Genomic DNA, 26,413 nt, shown 5'->3' with positions numbered 1-26,413 from the left:
CGTGTCCGACTTCAAGCCGGGACTCGAGGGCGTCATCGCGTTCGAGACCGAGATCGCCGAGCCCGACCGGGACGGTGGCGCGCTGCGGTACCGCGGTGTCGACATCGAGGATCTGATCGGCCAGGTCTCCTTCGGCAACGTCTGGGGCCTGCTGGTGGACGGCCGGTTCGGGCCCGGGCTGCCGCCCGCCGAGCCGTTCCCGGTGCCGGTGCACTCCGGCGACATCCGGGTGGACGTGCAGTCCGCGGTCGCCATGCTGGCGCCGTACTGGGGGCTCTCCCAGCTGCTGGACATCACCGACGAGCAGGCCCGCAAGGACCTGGCCCGGGTCTCGGTGACCGCGCTGTCGTTCGTCGCCCAGGCGGCCCGCGGGCTGGGCCTGCCGGCGGTGCCGCAGAAGGACATCGACAAGGCGCAGACCATCGTGGAGCGGTTCATGCGCCGGTGGCGCGGTGAGCCGGATCCGCGGCACGTCCAGGCCGTCGACGCGTACTTCATCTCGGCCGCCGAGCACGGCCTGAACGCCTCCACCTTCACCACCCGGATCGTGGCCTCCACCGGCGCGGACGCGGCCGCCTGCATCTCCTCCGGGATCGGCGCGCTCTCCGGCCCGCTGCACGGCGGGGCGCCCACCCGCGTGCTGCACATGATCGAGGCGGTGGAGCGCAGCGGCGACGCCACCGGGTACGTGAAGGAGGTCCTGGACCGCGGCGAGCGGCTGATGGGCTTCGGCCACCGGGTCTACCGCGCCGAGGACCCGCGCGCCCGCGTGCTGCGCCGGATCGCCAAGGACCTGGGCGCCCCGCGCTACGAGGTGGCCTCGGCCCTGGAGACCGCCGCGCTGGCCGAGCTGCGCGAGCGCAAGCCGGACCGCGAGCTGTGGACGAACGTGGAGTTCTGGTCCGCGGTGGTGCTCGACTTCGCCGAGGTGCCGGCGCACATGTTCACCTCGATGTTCACCTGCGCCCGGGTGGCCGGCTGGAGCGCGCACATCCTGGAGCAGAAGCGGCTCGGCCGGATCCTGCGGCCCAGCCTGCGCTACGTCGGCCCCGACCCGCGCCAGCCCTCGGAGGTCGAGGGCTGGTCGCAACTCACGCATAATGTGTGACCGTGGCTGACATCCGGATCCCTGACACCATCAAACCCGTGGACGGCCGCTTCGGCTCCGGGCCGAGCAAGGTCCGGCCGGAGGGTGTCGAGGCCCTGTCCGTGGTCTCCCGGACCTTCATGGGCACGTCGCACCGGCAGCGGACGGTGCGCGACCAGGTGGCCCGGCTGCGCCGCGGGCTGGCCGAGTTCTTCTCGATGCCGGACGGCTACGAGGTCGTCCTGGCCAACGGCGGCACCAGCGCGTTCTGGGAGGTCGCCACGTTCGGCCTGGTCCGCGACCGCGCGCAGTTCGCCGAGTTCGGCGAGTTCGGCGCCAAGTTCGTCAAGGCGGTCACCGACGCGCCGTTCCTGGCCGAGCCGACCGTGCACCGGGCGCCCGGTGGCCAGGCGGCCTACCTGACCGCCGAGGCCGGCGTGGACGTCTACGCCAGCGTGCACAACGAGACCTCGACCGGTGTCGCGGTGCCGGTCCGCCGGGTGCCGGGCGCCGACCCGGGCGCCCTGCTGCTCACCGACGCCACCTCGGGCGGCGGCAGCCTCGACGTCGACCTGCGCGAGACCGACGTCTACTACCTCGCCCCGCAGAAGGCGCTCGGCTCGGACGGCGGGATCTGGCTGGCCCTGATGTCGCCGGCCGCGATCGAGCGGGCCTTCGAGATCAAGGCGTCGAAGCGGTACATCCCGCAGTTCCTCGACCTGGTGACCGCCATCGAGCAGTCCCGGCTGGAGCAGACGTACAACACGCCGGCGCTGGCCACCGTCTTCCTCGCCGCCGAGCAGCTGGACTGGATGAACGCGCAGGGCGGTCTGGCCTGGGCGGTCAAGCGCAGCGCGGAGAGCGCGGCGGCGATCTACGGCTGGGCCGACCGGTCGCCGTACGCGGAGCCGTTCGTCACCGACCCGGCGCTGCGCTCGGCCGCGGTGGCCACCATCGACTTCGCCGACGGGGTGGACGCCGCGACGATCGCCACGGTGCTGCGCGCCAACGACATCGTGGACACCGAGCCGTACCGCAAGCTGGGCCGCAACCAGCTGCGCGTCGCGCTCTACCCGACCGTCGACCCGACCGACGTGACCGCCCTCACCGCCTGCATCGACTACGTGGTGGAGCGGCTCTGAGGACGGATATCCGCCCGGTGACTTGGCTCATTGCGATCAGCGGGGCATAGTTCGTACGAAGGAGGGGATCTTCCGAAGTCGAAGATCATCTCTGCTGGTCAGCTACTTTGACGGCGTGGCTTACCCCCATTGGGTGACCAGGGCGCGTACCGTGTTCCGAAACGCGCCCGGGTGGCTGACTCTCGGGAGCACAGGCCAACGCGACGGGACGGAGGCAACGCATGCGGCCGGTACGCTTCGTCGCCCTCTCCGAGGACGGACAGGCCCTCGTGCTCGCCGACGAGGTGGGCCGCCTGCTGGCGCTCCCCCTCGACGACCGGGTGACCGGGGTGCTCACCGAGGGCCCCGCGGCCCCGGGCACCGCGGTCGCGGTGATCGCGCCGGACACCGCCTCCTCCCTGTCCCCGCGCGACATCCAGGCGCGGATCCGCTCCGGTGAGTCCGCCGAGGACGTCGCGCGCATCGCCGGCGTCCCGGTCGACCGGGTGCTGCGCTACGCCGGTCCGGTGCTGCAGGAGCGCGCCATGCTGGCCCAGCACGCGCGCCGCACCCGGCTGAAGACGTCCGATTCCGGTCAGCCACTGGCCGAGGTGGTGGACAGCCGCCTGGCGCAGCACGGCATCGACACCGAGAAGATCTCCTGGGACGCGTTCCGGCGCGACGACGGCACCTGGCGGATCGTCGCCACGTGGCCGTCCGGCAAGGCCACCGCGCAGGCCATCTGGGACCTGGACAAGGGCCGCCAGGTGGTCTCCCCGCACGACGACATGGCGCAGTACCTGTGCGCCGAGCGCCCCACCCAGATCCTCGGTCAGGAGCCGGCCCCGGAGCGCGGCGGCCACGGCCTGCCCGGCCCGGCCCGCGGCGGCGAGCCGTCCCGCGGCGGTCACGGCCTGCCCGCGGCGGACTCCCCGGCGCGGCCCACCCGCGACCCGATCCGGGCCGGCCGCGACGCCCTGCTGGCCTCGCTCGACCGGCCGCTGGAGGGCTCGTCCGGCCGCGGCCTGGAGCCGGTCTCCCCGGCCGCCCGCCGCCCGGTCGCCGGGGGCGCCGCGGCGCTGCTCGGCGGCGGTTCCGGTTCGGCCTTCGACGACGACGCGGACCTGCCCAAGGAGGTTCCGGCGGTGCCGTCGCTGGCGGTGCTGCGCCCGCGCCGCACGGTCGGCCAGACCGCGCAGGCGAGCAGCGAAACCGAGGAGAGCAAGCCCCGCAAGCGGCTCCCGAGCTGGGATGACGTGCTCTTCGGCGGTGGCCCGGCGGCCCGGGAGTCCTCCTGAGCCGACTCTTCGTGGCCGTCTTCCCACCGTCGACGGCCCGCGAGGACCTGCGCCGCCGGCTGCCGCCCGGCGCGCACCTCACCCGTCCCGAGAAATGGCACGTCACGCTGGCCTTCCTCGGCGAGGTCGACGATCACCGTACGCCCGAGGTCGTCGATGCCCTGGCCACCGTGTCCGGGCCGCCGCCCTTCCGGCTCCGGCTCGACGGAGGTGGCCGGTTCGGATCAGTCATGTGGGTGGGGTTGGCCGGTGCGCTCACGGCGCTCGACGAGCTGCGCGAGGCGATCCGGGCGGCGTTGGACGGCGCCGGCTTCCCGATCGATCGGCGGCCGTTCCGGCCGCATCTGACCATCTCCTACCGGATGGACCGCAGGCTGCTGCGGGCGCTCGAGGGGTACGCCGGGATGGACTGGCCGGTGTCCGGTTTCGCCCTGATGGAAAGCGAGCACGGCCACTATCGGACCGTCCAGGAGTGGCCGCTGCCCGCGGCGGACTGACCACGCCGGTCGGGGTCCGGGCTGCGCCGCATCGTCGATCCGCCCGCCGGCCGCGATCAGCCACCGCCGGATCGCCGGCCCTTCCGCCCGCCGCAATCAGCCACCCCCGAATCGCCGGCCCTTCCGCCCGCCGCAATCAGCCACCCCCGAATCGCCGACCCTTCCGCCCGCCGCAATCAGCCACCGCCGCATCGCCGACCCTTCCGCCCGCCGCAATCAGCCACCGCCGCATCGCCGATCCACGCCGCCGGCTCGCAGCCACCGTCGGTCATCGGCCCGGAGCCGGCCCGAGCCCCCGCGCGCCCGGCCGGTCCGGAGCCGGTCGACGCGGGTCGTCGCCCGGGACGGCCGGGCCGGGCGGTTCGGCTCCCGGCGCCGGGGTGGTCGGCTCGCCGGCGGGCACGTCCGTCAGCTCGGCGTGACAGGCCGCCAGCAACTGGCGGAGCTGGACCAGCCGGGCGATCTGTTCATCGATCACCTGGAGCCGGCGACCGAAGGTCGCGGCCGCCTCGGGCAGCCGGACGTGCGCCGGGAGGGTGTGCGTCGGCAGCGTGTCACCGTCGAGCAGGTGGAGGCGGTCGGTGAGCGTGGCGATGTCGTCGACGGTGAGGCCGAGCGACAGCAGCTCCCGGATGATCCGCACGCGGGCGACCTCGGCCGGGCCGTACGTCCGCTGCCCGGTGCGGGTGCGGATCGGGGGCGGGAGCAGGCCGCGCTGCTCGTAGAAGCGCAGTGCCCGTGGCGTGGTTCCGGCCGCTGCCGCCGCGTCGCCGATCCGCATCCCGTCTCCTGACCGCTAGAGCTCGACGATGACGGCTCCGACATGCCGCCCCTCGGCGACCTGCCGGAACGCCTCGGGGGCCTGGTCAATTCCGGGCAGGCGTACGTGCGGGAAGCGGATGTCACCGGCCCGCAGCCAGCCGCCGAACCGCTGCGTCCACTCGTCGAGGGCGTCCGGATGGTCGGCGGCGTTGAGGCCGCGCAGACTGATCCGCTTGACGACGATCGGCGCCAGGTCCAGCTCCACCGGGGCGCTGATCCCCCGACCTTCGGCGGCCAGCTGCGCGGAGAGCGCCCCGACGAGGGCGAACCGGGCGTGCGGCCGGGCCACCTCCACGGCCGCTCGCAGCTGTTCACCGCCGACCGTGTCGAGCAGCACGTCGATGCCCTCGGGCGCGCTGTGGGCCAGTTGCCGGGTGACCGGTTCCGGGCCGCGCACGACGGCGGCGTCGTACCCCAGCTCGGTGGTCAGCCGGTACGCTTTCGCGGCCGACCCGGTGGTGCCGATCACCCGCCCGGCGCCCAGGAGCCGGGCGGTCTGACCGGCGAGTGACCCGACCGCGCCGGCCGCGCCGGTGACCAGAACGGTGTCGCCGGGGCGCACCTCGGCCGCTCGGGTCAGTGCCGCGTACGCCGTCCAGCCCTGCGACAGGTGCGCGACGGGGTCCGGGAGGGTGTCGCCGAGCGGGCTGCACATGCCGGCGGGCACCGTCGCGTACTCGCGCCAGCCGAAGTCGTGCCGGACCAGGTCGCCGGGACGCAGCCCACCGGCCTCGGGGGCGGTGATCACCTCGCCGATGGCCGGTCCGGGCAGCGGGTCACCGGGCCGGGGGCCGGGCAGTCCCGCGGCGGCCGCCCCGATCATGGTGCGCAGCAGGGCGGCGAAGACCAGGAAGGCCCGGTTGCGGACGAGGACCTCGCCGGGGCCGGGCTGCGGGACCGGGGCTTGCACGACGGTGAAGTGCTCGGGGCGGGGCAGGCCGTCCGGGACGGCGGCGAGCCGGACTTCACGGTGCGTTCGAGGGGTCGAGGGCACTGCACGCTCCTTCACGAAGAGTGGACGGCAGACCGTAGACCCTGACCCGTACGTCAAAGGCAAGCGGAACGACCGGCCCGGGCGCTGTGCTCGCCGCGGGGCGGGCGTCAGGCGCTGTCCTCCTGGTATCCGCGCAGGGCCAGCCCGGCGGCCGCCAGTCGCTCCTCCACCCGGAGCCGCTCGATCTCCCGGTCGACACCCTGCAGCGGCTGCAGGTGCTCGGGCACCCCGAGGCAGCGGCAGGCCAGCCGCAGCCGCGCGTCGTAGGCCTGCAGCACCGCGGCGCGGGTGGCCTCCGACGACTGCATCGGGCCGCCGCGGCGCTGCCGGTCGAGGCGGCGCAGGTCGTGGGCGAGCTGCTCGATCGGCACGGGAGGCAGCGCGTCCATCCGGCCGGTCACGTCGACGCCCTGCATGTCGCGGTCGAACCGGCGCAGCTCGCGGTTCTGCGGGCGGGGCCGGCGGGCCCAGGGAGCCGGAGCCGAGCCCCTGCGCGGCAGGCGGGCCGGGGCGGGGAGCCGGCGGAACGACGCGCTCCGGCGCGGCCGGTGGACCGGAGTGGCGGGCCGGCGCGGCGCGGGGCGCCGGAAGAGGATCCCGGCACACGGAAGAGCCAGCAGCGTCATCCACGCCGCCGACACCATGACCAGTTGCGCCATTGCCACGAATCGACGTTATGCCTGCCCGGGCCGAGTCGGAACACCCATTCGGCGGACCTGATCTGCCAACTACCTCAATGCCAGGTTTCTTACCGACATCGGGCACTCTTTCCCGGCACACAACGGACAATACCGTCGAGGGTTGACGGGCGTCATCACGCGATCGGGTGAGTCAGACTCTGGCCACCGGCTCGCGGGTCGGGGCCGGCGGCTCGACGCGCCCCCGGGCCGGCGTCGCCTCCGCCCTCCCGGCCCGCCCCGTCCCGGCCGCCCGGGCCGCCGATCGAGGCGTCTCCGCCTCCGGCCCGGCCCCCCGGACCCCCGACCGGGGCGTCTCCGCTTCCGGCTCGGTCCGGGCCGCCGCCACCAGGCGGATCCGCGGGTGCGGCCGCATCCGCAACTCCAGCCGGTCACCGCTGCTGCGCAGCTGCCAGGCCAGCGCCGCCGCCGAGGCGACGAAGGAGATCAGGCCGCCCATCCAGATGCTCGACGGCACCCCGAAGTGCTCACCCCACCACCCGGCCAGGGTGGCTCCGATCGGCGTGGTGCCGAGGAAGACCAGCACGTACAGCGCCATCACCCGCCCGCGGTAATCCGCGTCCACACCCATCTGCACGCGGTGGTTCGCCGCCTGCGCCAGGTAGATCGAGAAGAAGCCGGTCGGCACCAGCAGCAGCATGGCGACCACGAAGTTGGGCGCGAACCCGACCGCGAACTCCAGCACCCCGAAGGCCAGCGCCGCGCCGATCACCCGGTACGCGCCGGGCCGGGTACGCCGCCCGCTGCCGGCCAGCGCCCCGCCCAGCGCACCGACCGCGAGCGCCGTGGTGAGCAGGCCGAACGACGAGGCGCCGGCGTGAAAATTGATCTTCGCGAGGGCGGCCAGGGTGACCGGGAAGTTGAACCCGATCATGCCGATCGCGGCCATCAGGCAGATCGGCAGCAGCAGGTCGGCGCGCCTGCCGACGTACCGGAGCCCGTCCAGCACCCGGGCCTCGCCGCGATCCTTGCGCTCGATGCCGTACAGCTCGGCGGTGTTCATCCGCAGGTAGGTGAAGACCGGGGCGACGGCCAGCACGGTGGCGATCAGGAACACGCCGCGGGTGGAGAGCACCGACAGCAGCACGCCGGCCAGCGCCGGCCCGCCGATCCGGGCGGAGTTGAAGGTGGCCGCGGAGAGCGCCAGCGCGTTCGGCAGCAGGGGCAGCTCCACCAGCTCGGAGACGAAGGCCTGCCGGACCGGGGTCTCCACCGCGTTCGCGATGCCCAGCAGGAGGGCGAACAGGAAGACGTGCCAGAGCTGGACGACGCCGGCGGCCACGAGCACCGCGAAGGCGATGGCGGTGACCGCGAACACGGCGTTCGCCACGATCAGGAGTTTGCGCTTGTCGTACCGGTCGGCCAGCCGCCCGCTGTAGAGGGTCAGCAGCATCACCGGGACGAACTGCAGGGCGGTGACCACCCCGAGCGCGCCGGGCGAGTCGTCCGACAGCTCCAGCACCAGCCAGTCCTGGGCGGTGAACATCATCCACACGCCGATCAGCTTGATCAGCTGGCCACCGGCGAAGAGACGGTAGTTGCGGACTCGCAGGGATCGGAAGGTGGTGTCCAGCACTGCCCGCATGCGGTCGTGCCCCCTCGCTCGGTCGTACGCGTCATCGTCACGTGACGAAACGGAACGACCAGCCGGTTCAGCCGCGGGCGACGCGCTGCAGGATCTCCGCCGCGCGGGCCAGGGTGTCGCGTTCCTCCGGGGTGAGCCGCTCCAGTTGCACGGCCAGCCACTCGTTACGGGCCCGCTCGTGCAGCGCGTAGACCGCCCGCCCCTCGTCGGTGGCGGCCAGGATCACCTGGCGCCCGTCGGTGGGGTGCGGCGTACGTGCCACCAGCCCGCGCTCCTCCAGCTTCCCGACGATCTTCGTCATCGTCGGGGGTTGCACCCGTTCCATGTCGGCGAGCTCACGCGGAGTCAGCGCGCCGGCCAGCTGGAGGCTGGTGAGCGCGGAGAGCTGACTGAACGTCAGATCGCCGACCGGGCGGGCCTGCCGGACGCGCCGGCCGAACCGGATGATCGCTTCTCGCAGCGTCTTGGCCAGCGATTCCGCTGTGCGCTCCGTCGTCATCACCCGCTCCGTCACGATCTTTAGCCTAGCTAATGAGCATGGCTAACGACACGCCATCAACCCTATGAGAGCCGTCACCGGGCACGCCGGTGCGCCCGGTGACGGCTACCGACCGCTCAGAGGATCCAGGACTCCAGCGGGCCCCGGGCGAAGTACAACATGAAGAGGACGGCGACCCCGTACAGGATGGGGTGGATCTCCCGGGCCCGGCCGGTCGTGGCCTTCAGCACCACGTACGAGATGATCCCGGCGCCGATGCCGTTCGAGATCGAGTAGGTGAACGGCATCAGCGTGACGGTCAGGAACGCCGGCACCGCGATGGTCCAGTCCGACCAGTCGATCTGCCGGACCGCGGTCATCATCAGGAAACCGACCACCACCAGCGCGGTCGACGCCGCCTCGAACGGCACCACCTGCACCAGCGGCGCGAAGAACATGGCGAGCAGGAACAGGGCGCCGGTGACCAGGTTCGCCGCACCGGTGCGGGCGCCCTCGCCGACGCCGGAGGCGCTCTCCACGAACGACGTGTTGCTGGAGACGCTGGCCGCGCCGCCGGCGGCCGCCGCGATCGAGTCGACCAGCAGGATCTCCCTGGTCTTCGGCGGCATACCCTCGGCGTCGAGCATCTCGCCCTCCTGGCCCACCGCCACCATCGTGCCCATGGTGTCGAAGAAGTCCGCCACCAGCAGCGTGAAGACGAACATCAGCGCGACCAGCCAGCCGGCGTGCTGCCACGAGCCGAGCACGTTGAAGTGTCCGAGCAGGGACAGGTCCGGCGCGCTGACGACCTTCTCGGGCATCGTCGGGACGTTCAGCGACCAGCCGTGCGGATTGGTGACCACCGAGCCCACCCCGGCGACCGCCTCCACCACGATCGCCAGCACCGTGGTGCCGAGGATGCCGATCAGGATGGCGCCCTTCACCTTGCGCACGAACAGCACGAGGGTCAGCAGCAGGCCGATCGCGAAGACCAGGGTCGGCCAGGTGAGCAGCTTGCCGCCGAGGCCGAGCTCGACCGGGACGGTGGTGTTCGCGGCATCCGGCACCCGGCGTACGAAACCGGAGTCGACCAGCCCGATGATCATCAGGAACAGGCCGATGCCCACCCCGATCGCGGTCTTGAGCTGGGTCGGCACCGCCTTGAAGACCGCGGTACGCAGACCGGTGAGCACCAGGAGCGCGATCAGCACGCCCTCGATCACCACCAGGCCCATCGCGTCGGCCCAGGTCATCTGGGGCGCGATCTCGTACGCCACCAGCGCGTTCACGCCCAGACCGGCGGCCAGGGCGAGCGGGAAGCGGGCCACCACGCCCATCAGGATGGTCATCACGCCGGCCACCAGCGCGGTACCGGCGGCGAGCGCGGCCAGGGGCAGATGCGCGCCCTTCTGGTCCGCCCCACCGGCCAGGATCAGCGGGTTGAGCACGACGATGTAGGCCATCGTGAAGAACGTGACGAAGCCGCCACGGATCTCACGGCTCAGCGTTGAGCCCCGAGCAGATATCTGGAAGAAGCGGTCAAAACCGTTCCGCGCGGTGGCGGTCCCTGCGGCTGTGGACATGCTGGTCCTTCCGGACGGCACAGTGAACGACGCGCGCATGGTGTCAGACGCGGATGACCTCGGCAAAGCGCAGTGATGTTACAACTCTCACGTCCCGCGTCGGGACGTTCCGTAATGGCCTTACCCTGTCGGAGTGAGTGACCTGTCTCCCGCGACCCGGGCTGACGATCCGCCGGCCGGTCTCACCGTCGTGACCGGCACCAGGCCGCGCCCCGAGCCACTCGACCCGCCGATGGTTCCGTTCGCGCTCGCCGGCATCGCCGCGTTCGCCGTGGCCTCGATCGTCTGCTGGCTGGCCGGCGCGCCGGAGGACTGGCTCCACACCAGCGTGGCCGGGCTGCTGCTGGGCGCCCCCGGCCTGACCACGATGATCGTGCACGACCGGCACCGGAGGCGGCGCCGGGCGCTGTCGCACCCGGAGTTCCGCGTCGAAGGAGCCTAGGGCCGCCCTAGCTGTGGCCGTAGTCCTCGGCCGGCTCGCCGGACTCCACCGAGCCGTGGCCACGGCTGACCGCCATGGTCTCCACCTCGCTGTCGTCATACACCGTGGGCAGCTCCTCGACCGGCTGCTCGGCGGTGGCCAGCAGCGCCTCCGAGTGCGCCCCGCAGCCGTGGTCGGCGCTCACCGCACGGCCGTCGTCCGGTGCGTACAGATTCCCGCAGACGCCGAACATCTGCCGCAGCGACCCGGCCAGCGGCAGGTAGAAGCCGCAGGTGCCACAGCGCGCGTTGCGCGGCGCGGCGGTCGAGATCGGCGCCTCCGGGCCGGCGTCGCCGTCATACCACCGCTGGGCGGTCTCCATCCGGCCGTCCTTGGACATCACCCGGGACCGGCCCAGGCCGAGCTCCCAGGACACCTCCTCGACCGCGGCGTCGTCGCTGAGCACGTAGCCCGGGGCGAGCCGGTCGTCGTCCGGCGCGGTCGGCATCAGGTCGCCGACCCCCAGGTCGCCGGGCTGGACCCGCTCGTTCCACGGCACCCAGCCGGGGGCGAGCAGCGCGTCCGGACCGGGCAGCAGGACCGTCTCGCAGATCGTGACATGCCGGCTGCGCGGCACCCGGGTCACCGTCACCGCCCAGCGCCAGCCGCGGTAGCCGGCCAGGTGCGACTCGAAGAAGTGCGTCACCACCCGGTCGCCCTCGGCAACGACGTCGAGGTGCTCACCGATGTCAGCGGGGTCCACATCGGTGATCGCACCCCGGGCCACTCCGACAGCATCGGCACAGACCTGGTCGAGTCGGACGGCGCGAGAGGTGGTCCTGGAGGTCACCCGCCCATTGTTGCCTACCGAACCGCACGCGCCGCAACGACTCCCCAGATACCTGTGGACGGAACGGGACGAACGTCGCCCGGATCAGTCAGGATGGTTCCCATGCCGCTGCTTCCCACTCTCGGACGCACCGTCGGCACCGGTGTCAAAGCGGTGCGCATGGTGGTGCGTGGATCGCTGCGCGGCGGGGCCTGGGCGACCCGCCGGGTCGGCACGGCCCGGGCCCGCGGCGCCGCCAACGAGGTCGGCATGATCCGGCTGTTCGACCTGCACGCGGTCTCCTGCGCGGGCGACGCGCTCATCGCGATCGGCCTGGCCGGCACGATTTTCAGCGTCCCGCTCGGCGAGGCCCGCGGCAAGGTCGGGCTCTACCTGCTCATCACGATGGTGCCGTTCGCGCTGCTGGCGCCGGTGGTCGGCCCGCTGTTGGACCACTTCCGGCACGGCCGGCGCTACGCGCTGGCGGTGACCATGCTGGGCCGCGCCTTCCTGGCCTACGTGATGAGCGACAACCTGCTCGGCTGGGGGCTCTATCCGGCCGCCTTCGGCGTGCTGGCCCTCTCTCGGGCCTACGGCGTGGCCCGCTCCGCGGCCGTCCCCCGCCTGCTGCCGGCCGGGGTCGGGCTGTCCCAGGTGGGCGCCCGGGCCAGCGTCTACGGCACCTTCGCGGGCGCCGTGGTCGCCCCGATCGGCCTGCTCGCCTTCCGGTTCGGCCCACAGTGGCCGATGCGGGTGGCCACCCTGATCTTCCTCGCCGGCATGGTGGTCGCACTGCGCCTCCCCCCGCGCGCCGACTCCGACCCGCCCGAGGCGATGCCGCGCGCCTGGCGCACCGTGCTCGGCCTCAACCGCGGCTCCGACCGTCCGCTCTCCGGCCGCCTGGTGCTGGCCACCCTGGTCGGCAGCGCCGGACTGCGCCTGCTCTACGGCTTCCTGCTGCTCTACCTCACCTTCGCGATCATGGCGGGTGACCTGGACAGCACCGTGCTCGGCCTGGAGCTGAACCGGAACGCCGCGGTCGGCCTGGTCGGCGGCGCGCTGGCGCTCGGCACGTTCCTGTCCACGGCCGCCGGCACCGGGCTGCGCATCCGCCGGCCGCTCGCCCTGCAGGCCAGCGGACTGGTGGTGACCGCCGGCGTGGCGATCCTCGCGACGGTCTTCTACAACCTCGCCACGATCACCCTGCTGGCCCTGCTCACCGCCACCTTCAGCGGCATCGCCAAGCTCGCCGTCGACGCCAGCATCCAGGAGCGCGTCCCGGAGCGGCTGCGGGCCACCGCCTTCGCCCACTCCGAGACCGTCCTGATGCTGGCCTGGGTGACCGGCGGCGGCATCGGCCTGATCCCGCTCGCCGGCCGCCTCGGCATCGGCCTGGCCGCCGCCCTCGCGGCAGTGACCGCCGGGCGGGCCGCCTGGTCCGCGGCCCGCCTGCACAACGAGCGCCTCGCCGGCCGCCCGGAAACCCCCTCCGGCGCCGCCGGAGACCCTGCCGCGCCCGGCCCGGCCGCCGACGCTCCGGACCACCCTTCCGGTACGCCGACGGCCCCGCACCCCGACGAGCCCCCCGCGCTCCACGAGGCCGCCGACCCGTGGCCGGAAGCCCCGACGGTCCCCGAGCGCGCCGGCCACCACCCACCCGCCCCGCGCCGCGCCGCCGACCGCCCCCGCGCCGGCACGCGCGACTTCGAGCCGTTCGGCGACCCCGCCGATCCGGCCCTTCCCCGCACCCGTGACCTCGGCACACCCGGCGGTCCGGGAGCCCGTGGCCTCGGCACGCCCGGCGCCCGTGACCTCAGCACGCCCGGCGACCCCCGCACCCGTGACCTCAGCACGCCCGGCGACCCCGGCGCCCGCGGCCTGAGCACGCCCGGCGACCGCGGCGCCCGCGACTTCGACTCCTCCGGCGGCCCGGCGGCCGGCGCCGCCACCGGCCGCCGCACCGATCCGACGCTGGTGGAGCCACCACGCCGCCGCGGCTGGTGGCCACGCCGCCGCACCCGGGCCACCGACCGCCCGTCCGCCACCGCGAGCTCCGGCCCGGCGGCCACCACACCGACCCGGCAGTTCCCGGCCGCTGGCGAGCCGGCAGGCCGCCCGACCGGCGAGCCGGCAGGCCGCCCGGACGGCGCCCCCGGCAGCGGCTCCGGCGGTGCCGCCACCGGCCGCACCTTCGGCGCGGGCCCCCGCCGGCCCGCCAGCGGGACCGGGCCCGGCGCCGACGATGCCACCACCCACCGCTTCCCCGGTGATGCCGGCCGCGGCGGGGGCGCCTCCGCCACCGGAGATGCCGCGCAGTCCGGCGCCGGCGCCCCGGCCACCGACCGTGCCGCGGCGCCGCCCGGCTTCCACGTCTACCGGCCCTCCTCCGCCGCCCCGGCCACGCCGTCCGGGGAAACCGGCCCGACCGGTGAGCAAGCGTGAGCCGGCACCCGATCCTGGTGGTGACCGCCGTCCCCGCCGAGGCCGACGCGCTTCGTGCCGCCCTCGATCAGGAGCCGGGCCCCGCGCCGGGCACCGGCTCGGACCACCCCGGATCGAGACGGGTCGCCACGCCACCGGAACCCACGGCCAGCCTCGTGATCGAGGCGGTGGGGGTGGGACCGGCGGCCGCCGCCGCGGGAACAGCACGCCTGCTCGCCCGCCGCCGGTACCGTGCCGTGATCAGCGCCGGCATCGCCGGTGGCTTCCCCGGCCGCGCCGACGTGGGCGGCACCGTGCTCGCCGGCCGTACGATCGCCGCCGACCTGGGCGCCGAGTCGCCCGACGGGTTCCTCCCGGTCGAGGAGCTGGGCTTCGGCAGCAGCATCCTGGCGACCGACCCGGCCCTGCTGGAGGCCCTGCGCGCGGCCCTGCCGCACGCGGCCGTCGGCGACATCCTCACGCTCAGCACGGTGACCGGCACCGAGGAGACCGCCGCTCGCCTGGCCGCCCGTTTCCCCCGGGCCGTCGCGGAGGCGATGGAGGGCTACGGCGTGGCGGTCGCCGCCGCCGACGCCGGTGTCCCGTTCGCCGAGCTGCGCAGCATCTCCAACCCGGTCGGCCCCCGGGACCGCGCCACCTGGCGCCTGGCCGACGCTTTCGCGGCCCTGCGGGCCGCCGCCCCCGCCCTGCACACCCTGCCCTGACAGCCGGCCGCTGGACGAAGCGGCCGATCAGGCCCGGCGGGCTCCGCGAACCGCGATAGGCCGGCAACCCGAACCGAGCGAGCCCGCACGGCGACCAGCCCCCCGAGACGCGACGAGGCCGGCCGCGCGAGCAGCCGGTGCGGCCAGGGACCGGGCCGGCACAGAGCGCCCGCACCACGAGGAAGGCGCATTCCTTTACACGAATCTGTTGCCGTGGACGATCACGCCCGGCATGCTGCGCTGAATGAGCGTGTGATTTTCGTCGCTCCAACGATGGGCGAGGCGGGATGACCGACATGAGCGCCGGGGCTCGGGCCCGCCTGATCGGCGCCGGCTACGCCGCTCAGGGGCTCGGGTACGCGGCCGTCGTCACCGCCCTGCCCGCCTTCAAGGAGCGGCAGGACCTCAGCGACGCCTTCGTGTCGGCGATCCTGCTGCTGGTCTGTGTGGCCGCGGCCGGCGGCTCGGTGGTGGCCGACCGGGTCGCCGGCCGCCGGGGCAGCCGGTACGCGCTGGCCACCGGTCTGTTCCTGGTCGGCGCGGGGCTGGCCGGGACGACCGTGAGCGCCCCGAACGCCGTCTTCGTGACCGTGCTGCTGCTCTACGGCGTCGGCCTGGGCGCCGTCGACGCCTCGCTGAGCATGCAGGGCGTGCTGGTCCAGGCGCGCCTGCGCCGCAGCGTGATGAGCCGCCTGTTCGCCGCGTACACCGCGGCCGCCATCGCCGCGGCCCTGCTCATGTCGGGATCGGTGGCCGGCGGTGGTGGGGCGTCGGTCGCGGTGGGCGCGGCGGCCGGGTTCGCGGTGCTGGTCGGGCTGGCCGGGTGGCGGCGGTTCGAGCCGGGCCGTACCGAGCGTTCCCGGGTGGCGCACGACAGCGGTGGCCGCGTGGTGCGACGGGTGGTCCGGGTCTGCGGCCTGCTGGTCTTCACCGCGTTCCTGGTCGATTCGGCGGTGAGCACTTGGAGCTCGGTCTACCTGGCGGATTCGCTGTCCGCCGCGGCCTCGGTCGCGCCGCTGGGATACGCCGCCTACCAGGCGGCCGTGCTGGTCAGCCGCCTGATCGCGGACCACCTGGTACCCCGCGCCGGTCGGCTGGCGATGGCGCTGGGCGCGCTCGCGGTGTGCGCGGCCGGCTGCGGGCTGGTCGTGCTGCTGCCGTCGGTGGGCGCGGCGGTGACCGGGTTCGCGATTGCCGGGTTCGGCGTGGGGGTGCTCGTCCCGTTGGCGTTCAGCGCGGCCGGTGAGGCGGCGGCGCGAAGCAGCGACGAGGTGATCGCCCGGGTGAACCTGTTCAACTATGGCGGGGCGCTGCTGGGCGCGGTCCTGCTCGGCGCGCTGTCCGAACCGGTCGGCCTGCGTGTCGCGTTCCTCATCCCGGTGGCCGGCGTGATCCTGGCCGTTCCGGCGGCCCGCGCCCTGCGCCACCTCGCCGTCCAGGAGCCGGCCCACCCCGCCTGAGGCCAATCCGCGCCCGGCGCGAAGCCTCAGCCCACCGGGGATGCAGGCCGCGCCCGGCGCAAAGGCCGAGACCCACCGGGGATGCCGGCCGCGCCCGGCGCAAAACCCGAGGCCCACCGGGGATGCCGCGCCCGGCGCAAACCCGAGGCCCACCGGAGATGCCGGCCGCGCCCACCGGAGATGCCAGCGCGCCCGGCGCGAAAGCCTCGGCGCACCTGGTGTCGGCGGTGGCTGGCTAAGCTGGGCGGGTGCCCAGGCTGGTCGATCGCGAGGCGCGCCGGGCGGAGCTGCTCGCGGCCACCTGGCGGGTGGTCCGGGCGCGCGGCGTCGAGGGGACCACGACCCGGGCGATCGCCGACGAGGCGGGTTGCTCGCTCAGCGTGCTCGCGCATTTCCTCGGCGGCAAGGATGACATCCTCGTCGCCGCGCAGCAGGCGGTCTACGAACGGATCGTGGAGCGTGCCTTCCGGCTCGGCGGCGACCGCTACGGCCTGGCCGCGCTGCGCGCCGCGCTGGACGCGGTGCTGCCGCTGGACCCGGAGCGGGCCGCGGACGCGCACGTCAACGTGGCGTTCGCCGGGGCGGCGCTGTCCCACCCGCGGCTGGCCGAGTCGCGGCGCCGGTCGCACCGGGCGATCCGCGGGCACCTGCACAACTGCCTGCGGGAGGCCCGCGAGCGGGACGAGTTGCGGACCGGCGTCACCGACGAGGCGGTGATCGACGACTTCATCATCCTGGTCGAGGGCAGCACCCTGCTCAGCCTGGTGGACGGGTGGGCCGAGGAGGGCCGGGCGGAGCGCCTGACCCGTCTCGCCGACGATTTCGTCAGCCAGCTGCGCCGGCCCGCCGGCGACCGCTGAACCGGCGCCGGCGTCACGAACGGCGACCGCTGGACCGGTGCCGGCGTCACGAACGGCGACCGCTGAACCGGCGCCGCGATCGGCTCCGGCGCATAGGCGTCACGGGCGGCGACCGGTGAACCGCCGTCACGGGCGGCGCTGGGCGGCGATCAGGTCGCGGTACCAGTGCCAGGAGTCTTTCCGCGTCCGGGAGAGGGTGTGCCGGTCCACATGGACCAGACCGAACCGCTCGTCGTAACCGGCGGCCCACTCGAAGTTGTCGAACGCCGACCACACGTAGAACCCGTCCACCCGTACCCCGGAGTCGATCGCGGCGGCGACCGCGCGCAGGTGTGCGTCCAGATAGGAGATCCGGCGCGGATCGGGTACCCGGCCGTCCGGGCCGGGTGGAGCGTCGTGGAACGACGCGCCGTTCTCGGTGACGATGACCGGGGGCAGCGCCGGATAGCGACCGCGGAGGGCGAGCAGGATCTCGGTGAGCGCGCCGGGCACGATCGCCCAGCCGAAATCGGTACGTTCGTCGCTCTTCACCGGCACCGGTGAGAACGGCATACCGTCGGGGATGTCCACCTCCAGCACCCCGGTGTAGTCCTTTCCGGCCCGGGGCGCCTCGATCGTGGTCGGCTCGTAGAAGTTGACGCCGTAGAAGTCCAGCGGGGCCCCGATCAGCTCCAGGTCCCGGTCCAGCCGGGCGTCCGGCACGCCCACCCCGGCCCGGATCGTCTCGTCCGGGTAACCGCCGAGCAGGATCGGATCGGAGAACGTCCAGTTCGTCAGGGTGCGGAACGTCTCCGCGGCGCGCAGGTCGGCCGGGTCCTCGCTCGCCGCGCTCACCGGGAAGTGCTGGTTGGCGACGCCGACCGCGTCCGCGCCGTGGGCCCGCAGCACCCGCACGGCGAGTCCGTGGGCGAGCAGCTGGTGATGTGCGGCGGGCAGCGCGGCGAGGCCGAGCCCGCGGGCCGGGGCGTGGTCGGTGAGCGCGTACCCGTAGAGGGTGTGCACGTTCATCTCGTTCATGGTGATCCAGTCCCGGACCCGGTCGCCGAGCCGCCGGGCCAGGACACCGGCGTGGTCGGCGAGCCGGTGCGCGGTGTCCCGGTTCAGCCAGCCGCCGCGGTCCTCCAGCTCCTGCGGCAGGTCCCAGTGGTAGAGGGTGGGGACCGGGCGGACCCCGGCGGCCAGCAGCGCGTCGACGAGCCGATCGTAGAAGTCGAGGGCCCGGCCGCCGGCCAGCGCCCGGGGCCAGGAGACGGAGAAGCGGTAGTCGCGCACCCCGGCCGCGGCGATGTGGCCGACGTCCTCGGCGTACCGGTGGTAGTGGTCGATGGCCACCCGGCCGTCCTCGCCGTGCCGGACCGTGCCGGGCCGCGCCGTGAAGGTGTCCCAGATGCTCGGGCCCTTGCCGTCGGCGTCCCAGGCGCCCTCGATCTGGTACGCCGAGGTGGCCATGCCGAACCGGAAGCCCGGCGGGAACTGCGGGAAGTCGGGGGCCATGCGGGTCCTTTCAGGGCAGTGCGCGCAGCCGCGGCAGGAGTGCCAGGGCGAGCAGCGCGAGAACGGCGGTGAGCAGGTAGAGGCTGCGATAGCCGCCGGGCGAGGTGACCAGCGGCGCGGCGAGCACCGGGGCGAGCAGCTGCGGCAGGGTTCCGGCGATGTTGGCGACCCCGAGCATGGTGGCCCGGGTCCCGGAGTCCGGCAGCACGTGCGTGAGCACCGCCATGTCGACCGCGACGTAGGCGCCCCATCCGGCCCCGACGAGCACCGATGCCACGATCACCACCGGCGCCACCGGGACCAGGGCGAGCAGCACGGCCCCGGCGGCCAGGGTGACCGCGCCTGCCGCGACGAACACCCGGCGGCGTGCCCAGCGGTCCGACAGCACCCCGCCGGCGAACCCGACCAGCCCGGCGAACAGCACGTTGACCACGGTCAGCACGAGCACCCAGAGCGCCGCGTCGGCCACCCGGACCCGGTCGGACAGGAAGTAGAAGAGATAGACCAACATCAGCGCGTTGACCAGGTTGAGCAGGAACCGGATCAGCCAGGCCCAGGCGAACCGGGCGCCGGGCCGGAGCAGGACCGCCCACCGGACCGGCGCCCGGGCGACCGGCGCGGCGCCCGGGGAGCGGTGCGTCAGCAGCAGCGCGAGTCCGAGCGCGGGCACCGCCACGGCCACCGCGAGGTAGCCGGGCGCGCCCTGGCCGGTCACGACCGCCAGGGCGGTGCCGAGCAGCACCCCGGCGATCTGCGCGACGCCGAACAGGGCGCCGACCGTGCCGCGCTGCCGCTCCGGCACCCGGTCGCCGATCATCGCGGCCAGCGCGGCGAGTGGGCCGTTCAGCCCGGCCTGGACCAGCACCCAGCCGGTGACCATGACGCCGGTGGACCCGGCCCCGGCCAGCACCAGCAGCCCGGCGACGCCGAGCCCGGCGCCGGCCACGAGGATCGGCCGGCGCCGGGCGCCCATCCGGTCGGACAGGGCGCCCCAGACCGGGTTGGCGACCAGGGAGGCGGCCGCGCCGGTCGCGGTCACCAGCGCGAGCAGCGCCTCCTTGCCGTCCGCACCGGCGAGCCGCTCGGCCTGCTCGGGCAGCAGGATCTGGATCGGCCCGAACCAGCCCGCCGCCACCCCGGTCATGGCCAGCGCGTACGCGACCATCCACCGGGTGCGCACCGGCGCGCCGGTGACGGTATCGGTCACGCGCGGGCCCGCTCCCACATCGCGACGTACGCCTCGGCCCCGCTCATCAACTGCCGGGCGAGCAGCGCCCGGTCCGCTCCGGCCTGGTCCACCAGGTCGGTGATCCAGTCGGCGTACAGCCCGTACTGGGCGACGCCGTCGGTGTTCAGGTCGAAGGTGCGGGTGCCCCAGACCTGCTTGGCGACCGTCGTCCCGTTCAGCGCGGTGAACGGGTAGGCGAGCGGGCTGCTTCCGGCGCTGCGGCGGGGTTCGGCCTGCGGGCCCAGCCCGTTGACGTCGGAGCCGACGCCGTACCCGGTGATCCGGCCGCCGTTGGCGAGCGCCCGGTTGGCCCGCCACTCGTCGAGGAACGTCGGGGTGCCGGTGCCGTCGTCGGTGGCGGCGAACGCGTACGACGCGACGAACCCGCCGACCCCGAGCAGCCGGTTCACCAGGGCCCGGTCGCTCCAGGTGTGCACCGAGGCGACCCCGGCGTACCCGGCCCGCTCGGCCATGTCGAGCACCGCGGTCGCGGTCCGCACGCTCATGTGGTCGACATGGATGATCATGCCCCGGTCCATCATCTTCTGGATCAGGTACCGCCCGAGCGTGGTCAGCCCGCGGACGTTGCAGATCTTCCCGCTCGGGTAGACCGGCAGGATCGTCCCGGCCGGCAGCTCGACGCCGAGTTCGAGGAGCTTGGCCAGGTCGTCGCTGACCAGCGGCTGCTCGTTGTCGGACGGGCCGGTGCAGCTGGTCGCCTGCCACCAGTGCCCGGTGGACAGCAGGTTGCCGGCGTTCACCGCGGCCCCGTTGACGCCGGAGTCGAACCGGGTGCCGCCGAACGCGTTGTCGAACTTGTGCACCGGGTAGAGGCCGCTGACCCCGATGCCCTGCAGCTCGGCCAGCCCGGCGTCGATGTCGGCGGTGGTGCACTGCGGCACGTCGCCGATCTCGCGGCAGCCGAAGATCTCCGAGTTCTCCACGCCGATGGTGACCGCCAGTTTGCCCTGCGCGGCGATGGCCCGTACCTCGGCCGGCGTGGTGGCCAGCCGGAACCACCCGCGGCCCGGGCCGCCGCTGCGGGCGTCGATGTAGTCCTGCATCCCGCGCAGGTACGCCGCCTGCGCCCGGATCTGGTCCATCTCGTCGCAGGAGGTGTGCTGCGCGGTCAGCCCGCAGATCACCCGGTTGGCCACCAGCAGCACGTTGAGCACCCGCTGGCCGGACTGCCAGGCGCGTTCCAGGCTGCGGAAGTACGACGCCTCGTGGAGCATCGTGTCCGGCTGCGGCCAGTCGGTGAACGACGGCCAGCCGCGCTCGGACGAGTTGATCGGATCGGTGCCGGCGATGATCGCCTCCAGCAGCGCGCCCCAGCCCAGGGTGGCGTGCGAGGGGCAGCCGGCCAGCGCGACCGGGGGCGCCGCCGGCCGCGTACGCGTCCCCGCAGTGCATCGATCCGCCGAACGCCGCGGCGGCGGTGACGTGCGCGTGCGCGTCGATCCAGCCGACCAGCCGGCCCGCGGAGTCCACCGCGGGGCCGGGGGCGCCGCTCACCCCGGTGGCGATGTCCGGGATCGCCGCGCAGCCGCTCGCCGGGGTCAGCACCATGGTCGCGCTGCCCGCGCCGAGCCCGCCCAGGTACGACCCCATCTGCTGCCCGGTGGCCGTGCTGACCAGCCGGTACCTGCCGGCGGAGGAGGTCACCGTCCAGTCCGAGCGCTCCCCGTACGCGTCGCCGGCCCACACCCAGCCGAGCATGCTCTGGTACGGCGGCGCGCCGGTGTGGTCACGCAGTGTGTACCGGCCGAGCTGGGTGGCCTCGAACCGGAACGGCTCGGCCTTCGACGCCGTGCCGGTGAAGCCGTACCCGACGGTGTCCTTGACGACGTAGCCGAGCGAGCTGGATCCGTTGAAGGCCTGCAGGGTGACGCACGCGCCCTCCAGGTCGTAGGCGGGCGTCCAGGTCGCCGCCGCCTCGGCGGGCGCGGACAGTCCGCCGACGAGGCCCAGTACCAGGACGCCGGCGAGCAGCTTACGAACCACGGCACACCCCCTTGGTAGATCAGATGATCCGTCAAGGCGGAGTGTAGAAATTCACATGCCGTTAATGCCAGAGATGAATGTGAATATTCTTCTCTGCGGCAACATGCGGTGTGGCGCACTGGACAAGCAACCCCCGGGGCGTCCCGCACGGGGCCGGACTAGCGTTGACCCGTGGCGCTCTCCCTCGCGGTCTCCCCCTGCCCGAACGACACGTTCGTCTTCCATGCCCTGATTCACGGCCTGGTCCCCGGCGCGCCCGGCATCGACCTGACCTTCGCGGACGTGGACGTGACCAACACGGCCGCCGAACGCGGCCAGTTCGACCTGGTCAAGGTGAGTTACGCGGCGCTGCCGTGGCTGCTGGACTCCTACGATCTGCTGCCCTGCGGCGGCGCGCTGGGCCGCGGCTGCGGACCGCTGGTGCTGACCCGGGGGCAGCGCGCCGACCTGACCGGCGCCACCGTGGCGGTGCCCGGCGACCGCACGACGGCGTACCTGCTGATGCGGCTCTGGTCGGCCGGGCACCCGCCGGCCCGGATCGAGGTGGTGCCGTTCCACCAGATCATGCCCGGGGTGGCCGCCGGGCGGTACGACGCCGGCCTGGTCATCCACGAGGCCCGCTTCACCTACCAGCGCTACGGCCTGACCGCCCTGGCCGACCTGGGCGAGTGGTGGGAGGCGGACACCGGCCTGCCGATCCCGCTCGGCGCGATCCTGGCGAAGAAGGGCGCCGTCGACCCGGCCGAGGCGACCGGGTGGATCCGCGGGTCGCTGCGCCACGGCTGGCTGGACCCGGCCGCCAGCCAGGAGTTCATCCTCGCCAACGCGCAGGAGATGGAACCGGCCGTGGTCAAGCAGCACATCGAGCTCTACGTCAACGAATTCACCCTGGACCTGGGCGAAGACGGGCTCGCCGCCGCCGACGCCCTGCTCGGGCGTGCGGCGGCGGCGGGTCTGACGCCTGCCGTGCCGGCCTTCGCCGGCGCGAAAGGGTGAAGCCTAGATCTCGAACTCGCGGGCGACCGCGTGCACCAGCTGCGCGATCTTCAGCGAGGTCTTCTTGTCCGGGTAGCGGCCGCGCTGCAGGGCCGGCTGCACGGTGTTCTCCAGCACCTTGATCATGTCTTCGATCATGCTGGCCATCTCCTCCGGCGGGCGCCGGCGCAGCTCGGCCAGCGACGGCGGGGCGTCCAGCAGCTTCACACCGAGGGCTTGGGCGCCCTTGCGGCTGTCCACCACGCCGAACTCGATCCGCTGGCCCGTCTTCAGGTCGGTGACCCCCGCCGGCAGCGCACCCTTGGGCAGGAACACGTCTCCGCCCTCATCACTGGTGACGAATCCGAATCCCTTCGTCGCGTCGTACCACTTCACTCGACCCGTGGGCACCGCTGACCTCAACTTCACTCAATGGACACAACTGCTCACGGGGAGCCTATCCAGCTCCAGGCCCGGACCCAACTGCAATCTGCTCCAGAAGTGCCGGGAATTCGGTCAGATCGGGCAACACGTACGACGCTCCGGCCGCCCGGAGCTCGTCCGCCGGGCACGGCCCGGTGACCACGCCGATCCCCGGCACCCCGGCCGTGCGCGCGGCCACCATGTCCGCCCGGTGATCCCCGACGAACCACCGCACCCCGTGCTGCACCAGCGCGGCCGCCTTGCCCTCGGCGAACAGGTCACCGGCCAGCTCGTCGACCCGCATGCCCAGATGGTCGAGATGCAACCGGGCCAGCCGGCCCAGTTTCGAGGTGACCACGACCACCCGCAACCCGGCCGAGCGGACCGCGGCGAGCGCCGCCACGGCGCCCGGGGTCGGCACGGACGGCTCGATCGCGTACGCCGGGTAGAGCGCCCGGTAGGTGGTGACCGCGGCCTCCACGTCCTCGGGCGGGAACCAGTGGCGCAACTCGGTCCGCAACGGCGGACCCAGCCGGCTCACCGCCAGGTCGGCGTCGACGAAGACGCCGGTCTCGGCGGTGAGCGCGTGGTACGCGGCCCGGATCCCCGGCCGGGAGTCGATCAGGGTCATGTCCAGGTCGAAGCCGACCGCCGCGGTCATGCCCGGCGGCCCCGCGGGCCGGACCGGGTCACTGGCCGTGGGACTCGTGGTAGCGCAGGCTCTCCACCGGCAGCGGGAAGGTCTGGTCGTCGCCGAACGGCGACGGCGCGGCCGCACGGTCGGAGACCAGCTCGGAGACGTGCAGCTGACCCTTCATGTCGACGCCACGCCCCTGGCCGCCCCTAGTCTTCGACACCTGGGTGCCCGGCAGCTTGCCCTCTGACGCCACGTTCGGTCCTCCTCTGATCGAGGTCCGGCCACGCCCGGACCCGTCACCATCGTCCCATGAACGTTAGCGTTGAAGACGATGGCCACCACATTTGCGGATCAACTCCGGTCGCTGCCCGACGAGGCGCTGGGCGCGCTCCTTCAACTGCGCCCTGACCTGGTCGTTCCGGTGCCCGCCGACATCTCGGCGCTGGCCGTGCGCGCGCAGTCGCGCGGATCGGTCGCCCGCTGCCTGGACGCGCTGGACGAGTTCACCCTGACGATCCTCGACGCGGCGCGGGTCACCCGCGCCGCGGACACCGCCCTCACCTCGGTGGACGCCATCCTGGAGCTGGCCACCGGGGTGGCCGCCGACGACGTGCGGGTGGCGATCGACCGCCTCCGGGTGCGTTTCCTGCTGCACGGCCCGCTCGACGCGCTCCAGGTGGTGGGCGCGGTCGACGAGGTCACCTCGCCGTACCCGGCCGGGCTCGGCCGGCCCGCCGACTACCTGGACGCGCACGCGGCCGCGCTCGTCGCCGACCGGGCCAAGCTGCGCCGCACCGTGCTGGCCGCGCCGCCGGGCGCCCGTGCCGTGCTGGACCGGCTCGCCGCCGGGCCGCCGGTCGGCGCGCTGGGCCGCGAGTCCAAGGCCGAACCCATCCGGTGGCTGGTCGACCAGCACATCCTGGTGCCGATCTCGGAGGCCGGAAGGGCGCCCCGGCCGGACGGCGAGCTGGTCGAGCTGCCCCGCGAGGTGGGGCTGCTGCTGCGCCGGGACACCGGGCCGCTGGGCGCGCTGCGGCCGTTCCCGCCGCTGCCGGACGCGCCGGTGCGCGACCCGAAGTCGGTGGACTCGGCCGGCGCCGGGCAGACCATGGAGGCGGTGCGCGCCACCGAGGCGGTGCTGGAGGCGCTGGCGGCCGAGCCGGCCGCGGTGCTCAAGACCGGCGGGCTGGGCGTGCGCGACCTCAAGCGGCTGGCCCGCGCGGCCGGCGTGGACGAAGCGGGCGCGGCCCTGCTGGTCGAGGTGGCGTACGCGGCCGGCCTGCTCGGCGAGGCGGAGGCCGGCGGGCACCGGTCGCCCGGCACGGCGCCGGACCTCTTCCTGCCCACCGGGGCGTACGACATGTGGCGCGCGGCCGGGATGGCGCAGCGCTGGGCGGCGCTGGCCCGGGCCTGGCTGGCCATGACACGCCAGCCCGGCCTGGTCGGCCGGCGCGACGAGCGGGACCGGCCGATCAACGCGCTCGCCCCGGACGCCGAACGGGCCGGCGCGCCACAGGCCCGGCGGGAGGCGCTGGACGCGCTCGCCGATCTGGAGCCGGGCGCGGCGCCCGCCGTCGACGACCTGCTCGCGCTGCTGGCCTGGCAGGCGCCGCGCCGGGCGCGGGGGCGCGAGCTCGGGCACCGCGACGGCTTCACCGGGGCCGCGCTGCTCGGGATCACCGGGCTGGGCGCGCTCACGTCGTACGCCAGGCTCCTGCTCAGCGACCCGGAGCCGGCCGAGAGCGATCCGCTGGGCCTGCACCCGGAGGAGGCCCCGGCGGACGCCGTCCGCGCCCTGGACCACCTGCTGCCCGCCCCGGTCGACCACGTCCTGGTGCAGGCCGACCTGACCGTGGTGGTGCCCGGGCCGCCGGAGCCGGAGCTGGCCGCCGAGCTGGACGTGCTGGCCGAGCCCGAGTCGGCCGGCGGGGCCAGCGTCTTCCGGGTCACCCCGGCCAGCGTGCGGCGCGCCCTGGACGTCGGCTACACCGCCGACGATCTGCACGCCGTGTTCCGCCGGCGGTCGCGCACCCCGGTGCCGCAGACCCTGGAGTACCTGATCGACGACGCCGCCCGGCGGCACGGTGGGCTGCGCAGCGGCTCGGCCGGCTCCTACCTGCGCAGCGACGACGAGGCGCTGCTCGCCGAGGTGCTCTCGGACAAGCGGGTGGCCGGGCTGGACCTGCGGCGGATCGCGCCGACCGTGCTGGTCAGCCCGCGCCCGGTGGCCCGGCTGCTGGGCGCGCTGCGCGAGGCCGGTTTCGCGCCGGTGGCCGAGGACGCCGGCGGCGCGGCGGTGCTGACCCGGCCGAAGGCCCGGCGGGCGCCGACCCGCACGCCGCGGATCGCCGAGCCGGCCGGGCCGCCGATGCTGTCCGGCCCGCGCCTGGCCGGCGTGGTGGAGCAGTTGCGGCGCGGCGACATCGCGACCCGGGCGGCGCGGCGCGCGCCGGTCACCGTGCGGGCCGCGCACGGTCAGGCCGGGCCCGGCCTGACCGCGGTGCAGCAGCACAGCCAGGCGATGGCGGTGCTGCAGCAGGCGGTCCGGGACCGGGCCAAGGTCTGGGTGGGGTACGTCGACTCGCACGGCGCCACCCTGTCCCGCCTGGTCCGGCCGGTCTCGCTGAGCGCCGGATACCTGCGCGCCGAGGACGAGCGGGGCGAGAGCCTGCACACCTTCGCCCTGCACCGGATCACCGCGGCGGTCACCGAGGAGTAGGACGCCGGAGATCGGCGTGGCAGACTGGTTGGTTGGCTTTTCGGCTCGATGGAA

General features: G+C 74.1%; 25 protein-coding genes and 1 pseudogene. 13 read left to right on the top strand and 13 right to left on the bottom strand.

Going from position 1 to position 26,413, the window contains the following annotated elements; all coding sequences use genetic code 11:
• The first annotated feature begins 1 nt into the window (after position 1).
• From ACTEI_RS01775 to thpR, 4 genes are all read left to right on the top strand, one after another.
• On the top strand, positions 2–1,108 hold the full coding sequence (locus tag ACTEI_RS01775; RefSeq protein ID WP_122976035.1) for a citrate synthase 2: 1,107 nt from the start codon (positions 2–4) through the stop codon (positions 1,106–1,108).
• Between the two features lie 2 nt (positions 1,109–1,110).
• Positions 1,111–2,229, top strand: a complete 1,119-nt coding sequence (gene serC, locus ACTEI_RS01770; RefSeq protein WP_122981862.1) for a phosphoserine transaminase — start codon at positions 1,111–1,113, stop codon at positions 2,227–2,229.
• A 221-nt stretch (positions 2,230–2,450) separates the two neighbouring features.
• A complete protein-coding gene (gene sepH / locus ACTEI_RS01765; protein ID WP_122976034.1) occupies positions 2,451–3,506 on the top strand; it encodes a septation protein SepH in 1,056 nt (351 codons plus the stop codon).
• Between the two features lie 11 nt (positions 3,507–3,517).
• A complete protein-coding gene (thpR, locus tag ACTEI_RS01760; protein ID WP_164465810.1) occupies positions 3,518–4,003 on the top strand; it encodes an RNA 2',3'-cyclic phosphodiesterase in 486 nt (161 codons plus the stop codon).
• A 268-nt stretch (positions 4,004–4,271) separates the two neighbouring features.
• On the opposite strand, the gene ACTEI_RS01755 is transcribed toward thpR, so the two are convergent.
• The 6 genes from ACTEI_RS01755 to ACTEI_RS01730 all read right to left on the bottom strand — a co-directional run bounded on the left by ACTEI_RS01755 (position 4,272) and on the right by ACTEI_RS01730 (position 10,106).
• Complete coding sequence (locus ACTEI_RS01755; protein WP_122976032.1) at positions 4,272–4,784, bottom strand: MerR family transcriptional regulator; 513 nt, start codon at positions 4,782–4,784, stop codon at positions 4,272–4,274.
• Between the two features lie 15 nt (positions 4,785–4,799).
• Positions 4,800–5,819, bottom strand: a complete 1,020-nt coding sequence (locus ACTEI_RS01750; RefSeq protein WP_122976031.1) for an MDR family NADP-dependent oxidoreductase — start codon at positions 5,817–5,819, stop codon at positions 4,800–4,802.
• 107 nt (positions 5,820–5,926) lie between these two features.
• Positions 5,927–6,478 (bottom strand): hypothetical protein, encoded by a 552-nt coding sequence (locus ACTEI_RS01745; protein WP_239082546.1) that lies wholly within the window; start codon positions 6,476–6,478, stop codon positions 5,927–5,929.
• Between the two features lie 172 nt (positions 6,479–6,650).
• Complete coding sequence (locus ACTEI_RS01740; RefSeq protein ID WP_122976029.1) at positions 6,651–8,102, bottom strand: MFS transporter; 1,452 nt, start codon at positions 8,100–8,102, stop codon at positions 6,651–6,653.
• Between the two features lie 67 nt (positions 8,103–8,169).
• Entirely contained in the window at positions 8,170–8,616 is a 447-nt protein-coding gene (locus tag ACTEI_RS01735) for a MarR family winged helix-turn-helix transcriptional regulator (RefSeq protein WP_187645969.1), read from the bottom strand.
• 101 nt (positions 8,617–8,717) lie between these two features.
• A complete protein-coding gene (locus tag ACTEI_RS01730) occupies positions 8,718–10,106 on the bottom strand; it encodes an NCS2 family permease (RefSeq protein WP_239082545.1) in 1,389 nt (462 codons plus the stop codon).
• Here ACTEI_RS01730 and ACTEI_RS37990 point away from each other — a divergent pair.
• Both ACTEI_RS37990 and ACTEI_RS01725 read left to right on the top strand, forming a co-directional pair.
• Positions 10,045–10,239, top strand: a complete 195-nt coding sequence (locus tag ACTEI_RS37990; protein WP_239082547.1) for a hypothetical protein — start codon at positions 10,045–10,047, stop codon at positions 10,237–10,239. The two genes, ACTEI_RS01730 and ACTEI_RS37990, sit on opposite strands and share 62 nt — an antisense overlap.
• A gap of 156 nt (positions 10,240–10,395) precedes the next feature.
• Complete coding sequence (locus tag ACTEI_RS01725) at positions 10,396–10,605, top strand: DUF2530 domain-containing protein (RefSeq protein WP_122981860.1); 210 nt, start codon at positions 10,396–10,398, stop codon at positions 10,603–10,605.
• A gap of 7 nt (positions 10,606–10,612) precedes the next feature.
• Here the strand turns inward: ACTEI_RS01725 and ACTEI_RS01720 are convergent, their stop codons facing one another.
• Complete coding sequence (locus ACTEI_RS01720) at positions 10,613–11,482, bottom strand: DUF3027 domain-containing protein (protein ID WP_122976027.1); 870 nt, start codon at positions 11,480–11,482, stop codon at positions 10,613–10,615.
• Positions 11,483–11,536: 54 nt separating this feature from the next.
• Here ACTEI_RS01720 and ACTEI_RS01715 point away from each other — a divergent pair.
• From ACTEI_RS01715 to ACTEI_RS01700, 4 genes and pseudogenes are all read left to right on the top strand, one after another.
• Positions 11,537–13,009: pseudogene (locus ACTEI_RS01715) on the top strand (MFS transporter); the annotation flags it as partial.
• An 842-nt stretch (positions 13,010–13,851) separates the two neighbouring features.
• Positions 13,852–14,559 (top strand): futalosine hydrolase, encoded by a 708-nt coding sequence (locus ACTEI_RS01710; RefSeq protein WP_122976026.1) that lies wholly within the window; start codon positions 13,852–13,854, stop codon positions 14,557–14,559.
• Between the two features lie 296 nt (positions 14,560–14,855).
• Positions 14,856–16,019 (top strand): MFS transporter, encoded by a 1,164-nt coding sequence (locus tag ACTEI_RS01705; RefSeq protein ID WP_239082543.1) that lies wholly within the window; start codon positions 14,856–14,858, stop codon positions 16,017–16,019.
• Positions 16,020–16,267: 248 nt separating this feature from the next.
• Positions 16,268–16,879 carry a TetR/AcrR family transcriptional regulator gene (locus ACTEI_RS01700; protein ID WP_122976024.1) on the top strand — a complete coding sequence of 204 codons (612 nt, stop codon included), beginning with the start codon at positions 16,268–16,270 and terminating at the stop codon, positions 16,877–16,879.
• A gap of 126 nt (positions 16,880–17,005) precedes the next feature.
• On the opposite strand, the gene ACTEI_RS01695 is transcribed toward ACTEI_RS01700, so the two are convergent.
• The 3 genes from ACTEI_RS01695 to ACTEI_RS37985 are packed head-to-tail and all read right to left on the bottom strand — an operon-like array spanning position 17,006 to position 20,836.
• A complete protein-coding gene (locus ACTEI_RS01695) occupies positions 17,006–18,373 on the bottom strand; it encodes a GH1 family beta-glucosidase (protein WP_122976023.1) in 1,368 nt (455 codons plus the stop codon).
• A gap of 10 nt (positions 18,374–18,383) precedes the next feature.
• The gene (locus ACTEI_RS01690; protein ID WP_239082542.1) at positions 18,384–19,580 is read right to left on the bottom strand and encodes an MFS transporter; all 1,197 of its coding nucleotides are present in this window, start codon (positions 19,578–19,580) and stop codon (positions 18,384–18,386) included.
• Positions 19,577–20,836, bottom strand: coding sequence for an amidohydrolase family protein (locus tag ACTEI_RS37985; RefSeq protein ID WP_244940663.1), 1,260 nt, complete (start codon positions 20,834–20,836; stop codon positions 19,577–19,579). The genes ACTEI_RS01690 and ACTEI_RS37985 overlap by 4 nt, the downstream gene beginning before the upstream one ends.
• Positions 20,837–21,126: 290 nt before the next feature.
• On the opposite strand from ACTEI_RS37985, the gene ACTEI_RS37980 reads away from it, so the two are divergent.
• Positions 21,127–21,453 (top strand): hypothetical protein, encoded by a 327-nt coding sequence (locus tag ACTEI_RS37980; protein WP_244940662.1) that lies wholly within the window; start codon positions 21,127–21,129, stop codon positions 21,451–21,453.
• 323 nt (positions 21,454–21,776) lie between these two features.
• Positions 21,777–22,601, top strand: coding sequence for a 1,4-dihydroxy-6-naphtoate synthase (locus ACTEI_RS01680; protein ID WP_122976022.1), 825 nt, complete (start codon positions 21,777–21,779; stop codon positions 22,599–22,601).
• Between the two features lie 3 nt (positions 22,602–22,604).
• Here ACTEI_RS01680 and ACTEI_RS01675 read toward each other — a convergent pair whose 3' ends face one another.
• From ACTEI_RS01675 to ACTEI_RS01665, 3 genes are read right to left on the bottom strand one after another with little or no spacing between them, the layout of a single operon-like run.
• Complete coding sequence (locus ACTEI_RS01675; protein ID WP_122976021.1) at positions 22,605–22,991, bottom strand: cold-shock protein; 387 nt, start codon at positions 22,989–22,991, stop codon at positions 22,605–22,607.
• Positions 22,992–23,037: 46 nt separating this feature from the next.
• The gene (locus ACTEI_RS01670; RefSeq protein WP_122976020.1) at positions 23,038–23,664 is read right to left on the bottom strand and encodes an HAD family hydrolase; all 627 of its coding nucleotides are present in this window, start codon (positions 23,662–23,664) and stop codon (positions 23,038–23,040) included.
• 28 nt (positions 23,665–23,692) lie between these two features.
• Positions 23,693–23,893: a hypothetical protein gene (locus ACTEI_RS01665; RefSeq protein ID WP_122976019.1), complete on the bottom strand. Its 201-nt coding sequence runs from the start codon at positions 23,891–23,893 to the stop codon at positions 23,693–23,695.
• Between the two features lie 78 nt (positions 23,894–23,971).
• On the opposite strand from ACTEI_RS01665, the gene ACTEI_RS01660 reads away from it, so the two are divergent.
• On the top strand, positions 23,972–26,359 hold the full coding sequence (locus tag ACTEI_RS01660) for a helicase-associated domain-containing protein (RefSeq protein ID WP_122976018.1): 2,388 nt from the start codon (positions 23,972–23,974) through the stop codon (positions 26,357–26,359).
• Positions 26,360–26,413: the final 54 nt, after the last annotated feature.

The sequence above is a fragment of the Actinoplanes teichomyceticus ATCC 31121 genome (genome assembly GCF_003711105.1).
In the GTDB taxonomy this organism is placed as follows: domain Bacteria; phylum Actinomycetota; class Actinomycetes; order Mycobacteriales; family Micromonosporaceae; genus Actinoplanes; species Actinoplanes teichomyceticus.
Note: the sequence above shows the minus strand (reverse complement) of the source record. Positions and strands in the feature narration are given on the sequence as shown.

Excerpts from the sequence above, each read along its gene's own strand:
- sepH (WP_122976034.1), top strand. The coding sequence starts at position 2,451 with ATGCGGCCGGTACGCTTCGTCGCCCTCTCCGAGGACGGACAGGCCCTC.
- ACTEI_RS01755 (WP_122976032.1), bottom strand. The coding sequence starts at position 4,784 with ATGCGGATCGGCGACGCGGCGGCAGCGGCCGGAACCACGCCACGGGCA.
- ACTEI_RS01745 (WP_239082546.1), bottom strand. The coding sequence starts at position 6,478 with ATGGCGCAACTGGTCATGGTGTCGGCGGCGTGGATGACGCTGCTGGCT.
- ACTEI_RS01740 (WP_122976029.1), bottom strand. The coding sequence starts at position 8,102 with ATGCGGGCAGTGCTGGACACCACCTTCCGATCCCTGCGAGTCCGCAAC.
- ACTEI_RS01725 (WP_122981860.1), top strand. The coding sequence starts at position 10,396 with ATGGTTCCGTTCGCGCTCGCCGGCATCGCCGCGTTCGCCGTGGCCTCG.
- ACTEI_RS01705 (WP_239082543.1), top strand. The coding sequence starts at position 14,856 with ATGAGCGCCGGGGCTCGGGCCCGCCTGATCGGCGCCGGCTACGCCGCT.
- ACTEI_RS01695 (WP_122976023.1), bottom strand. The coding sequence starts at position 18,373 with ATGGCCCCCGACTTCCCGCAGTTCCCGCCGGGCTTCCGGTTCGGCATG.
- ACTEI_RS37985 (WP_244940663.1), bottom strand. The coding sequence starts at position 20,836 with ATGCTCCACGAGGCGTCGTACTTCCGCAGCCTGGAACGCGCCTGGCAG.
- ACTEI_RS37980 (WP_244940662.1), top strand. The coding sequence starts at position 21,127 with ATGTCCGGGATCGCCGCGCAGCCGCTCGCCGGGGTCAGCACCATGGTC.
- ACTEI_RS01670 (WP_122976020.1), bottom strand. The coding sequence starts at position 23,664 with ATGACCGCGGCGGTCGGCTTCGACCTGGACATGACCCTGATCGACTCC.
- ACTEI_RS01660 (WP_122976018.1), top strand. The coding sequence starts at position 23,972 with ATGGCCACCACATTTGCGGATCAACTCCGGTCGCTGCCCGACGAGGCG.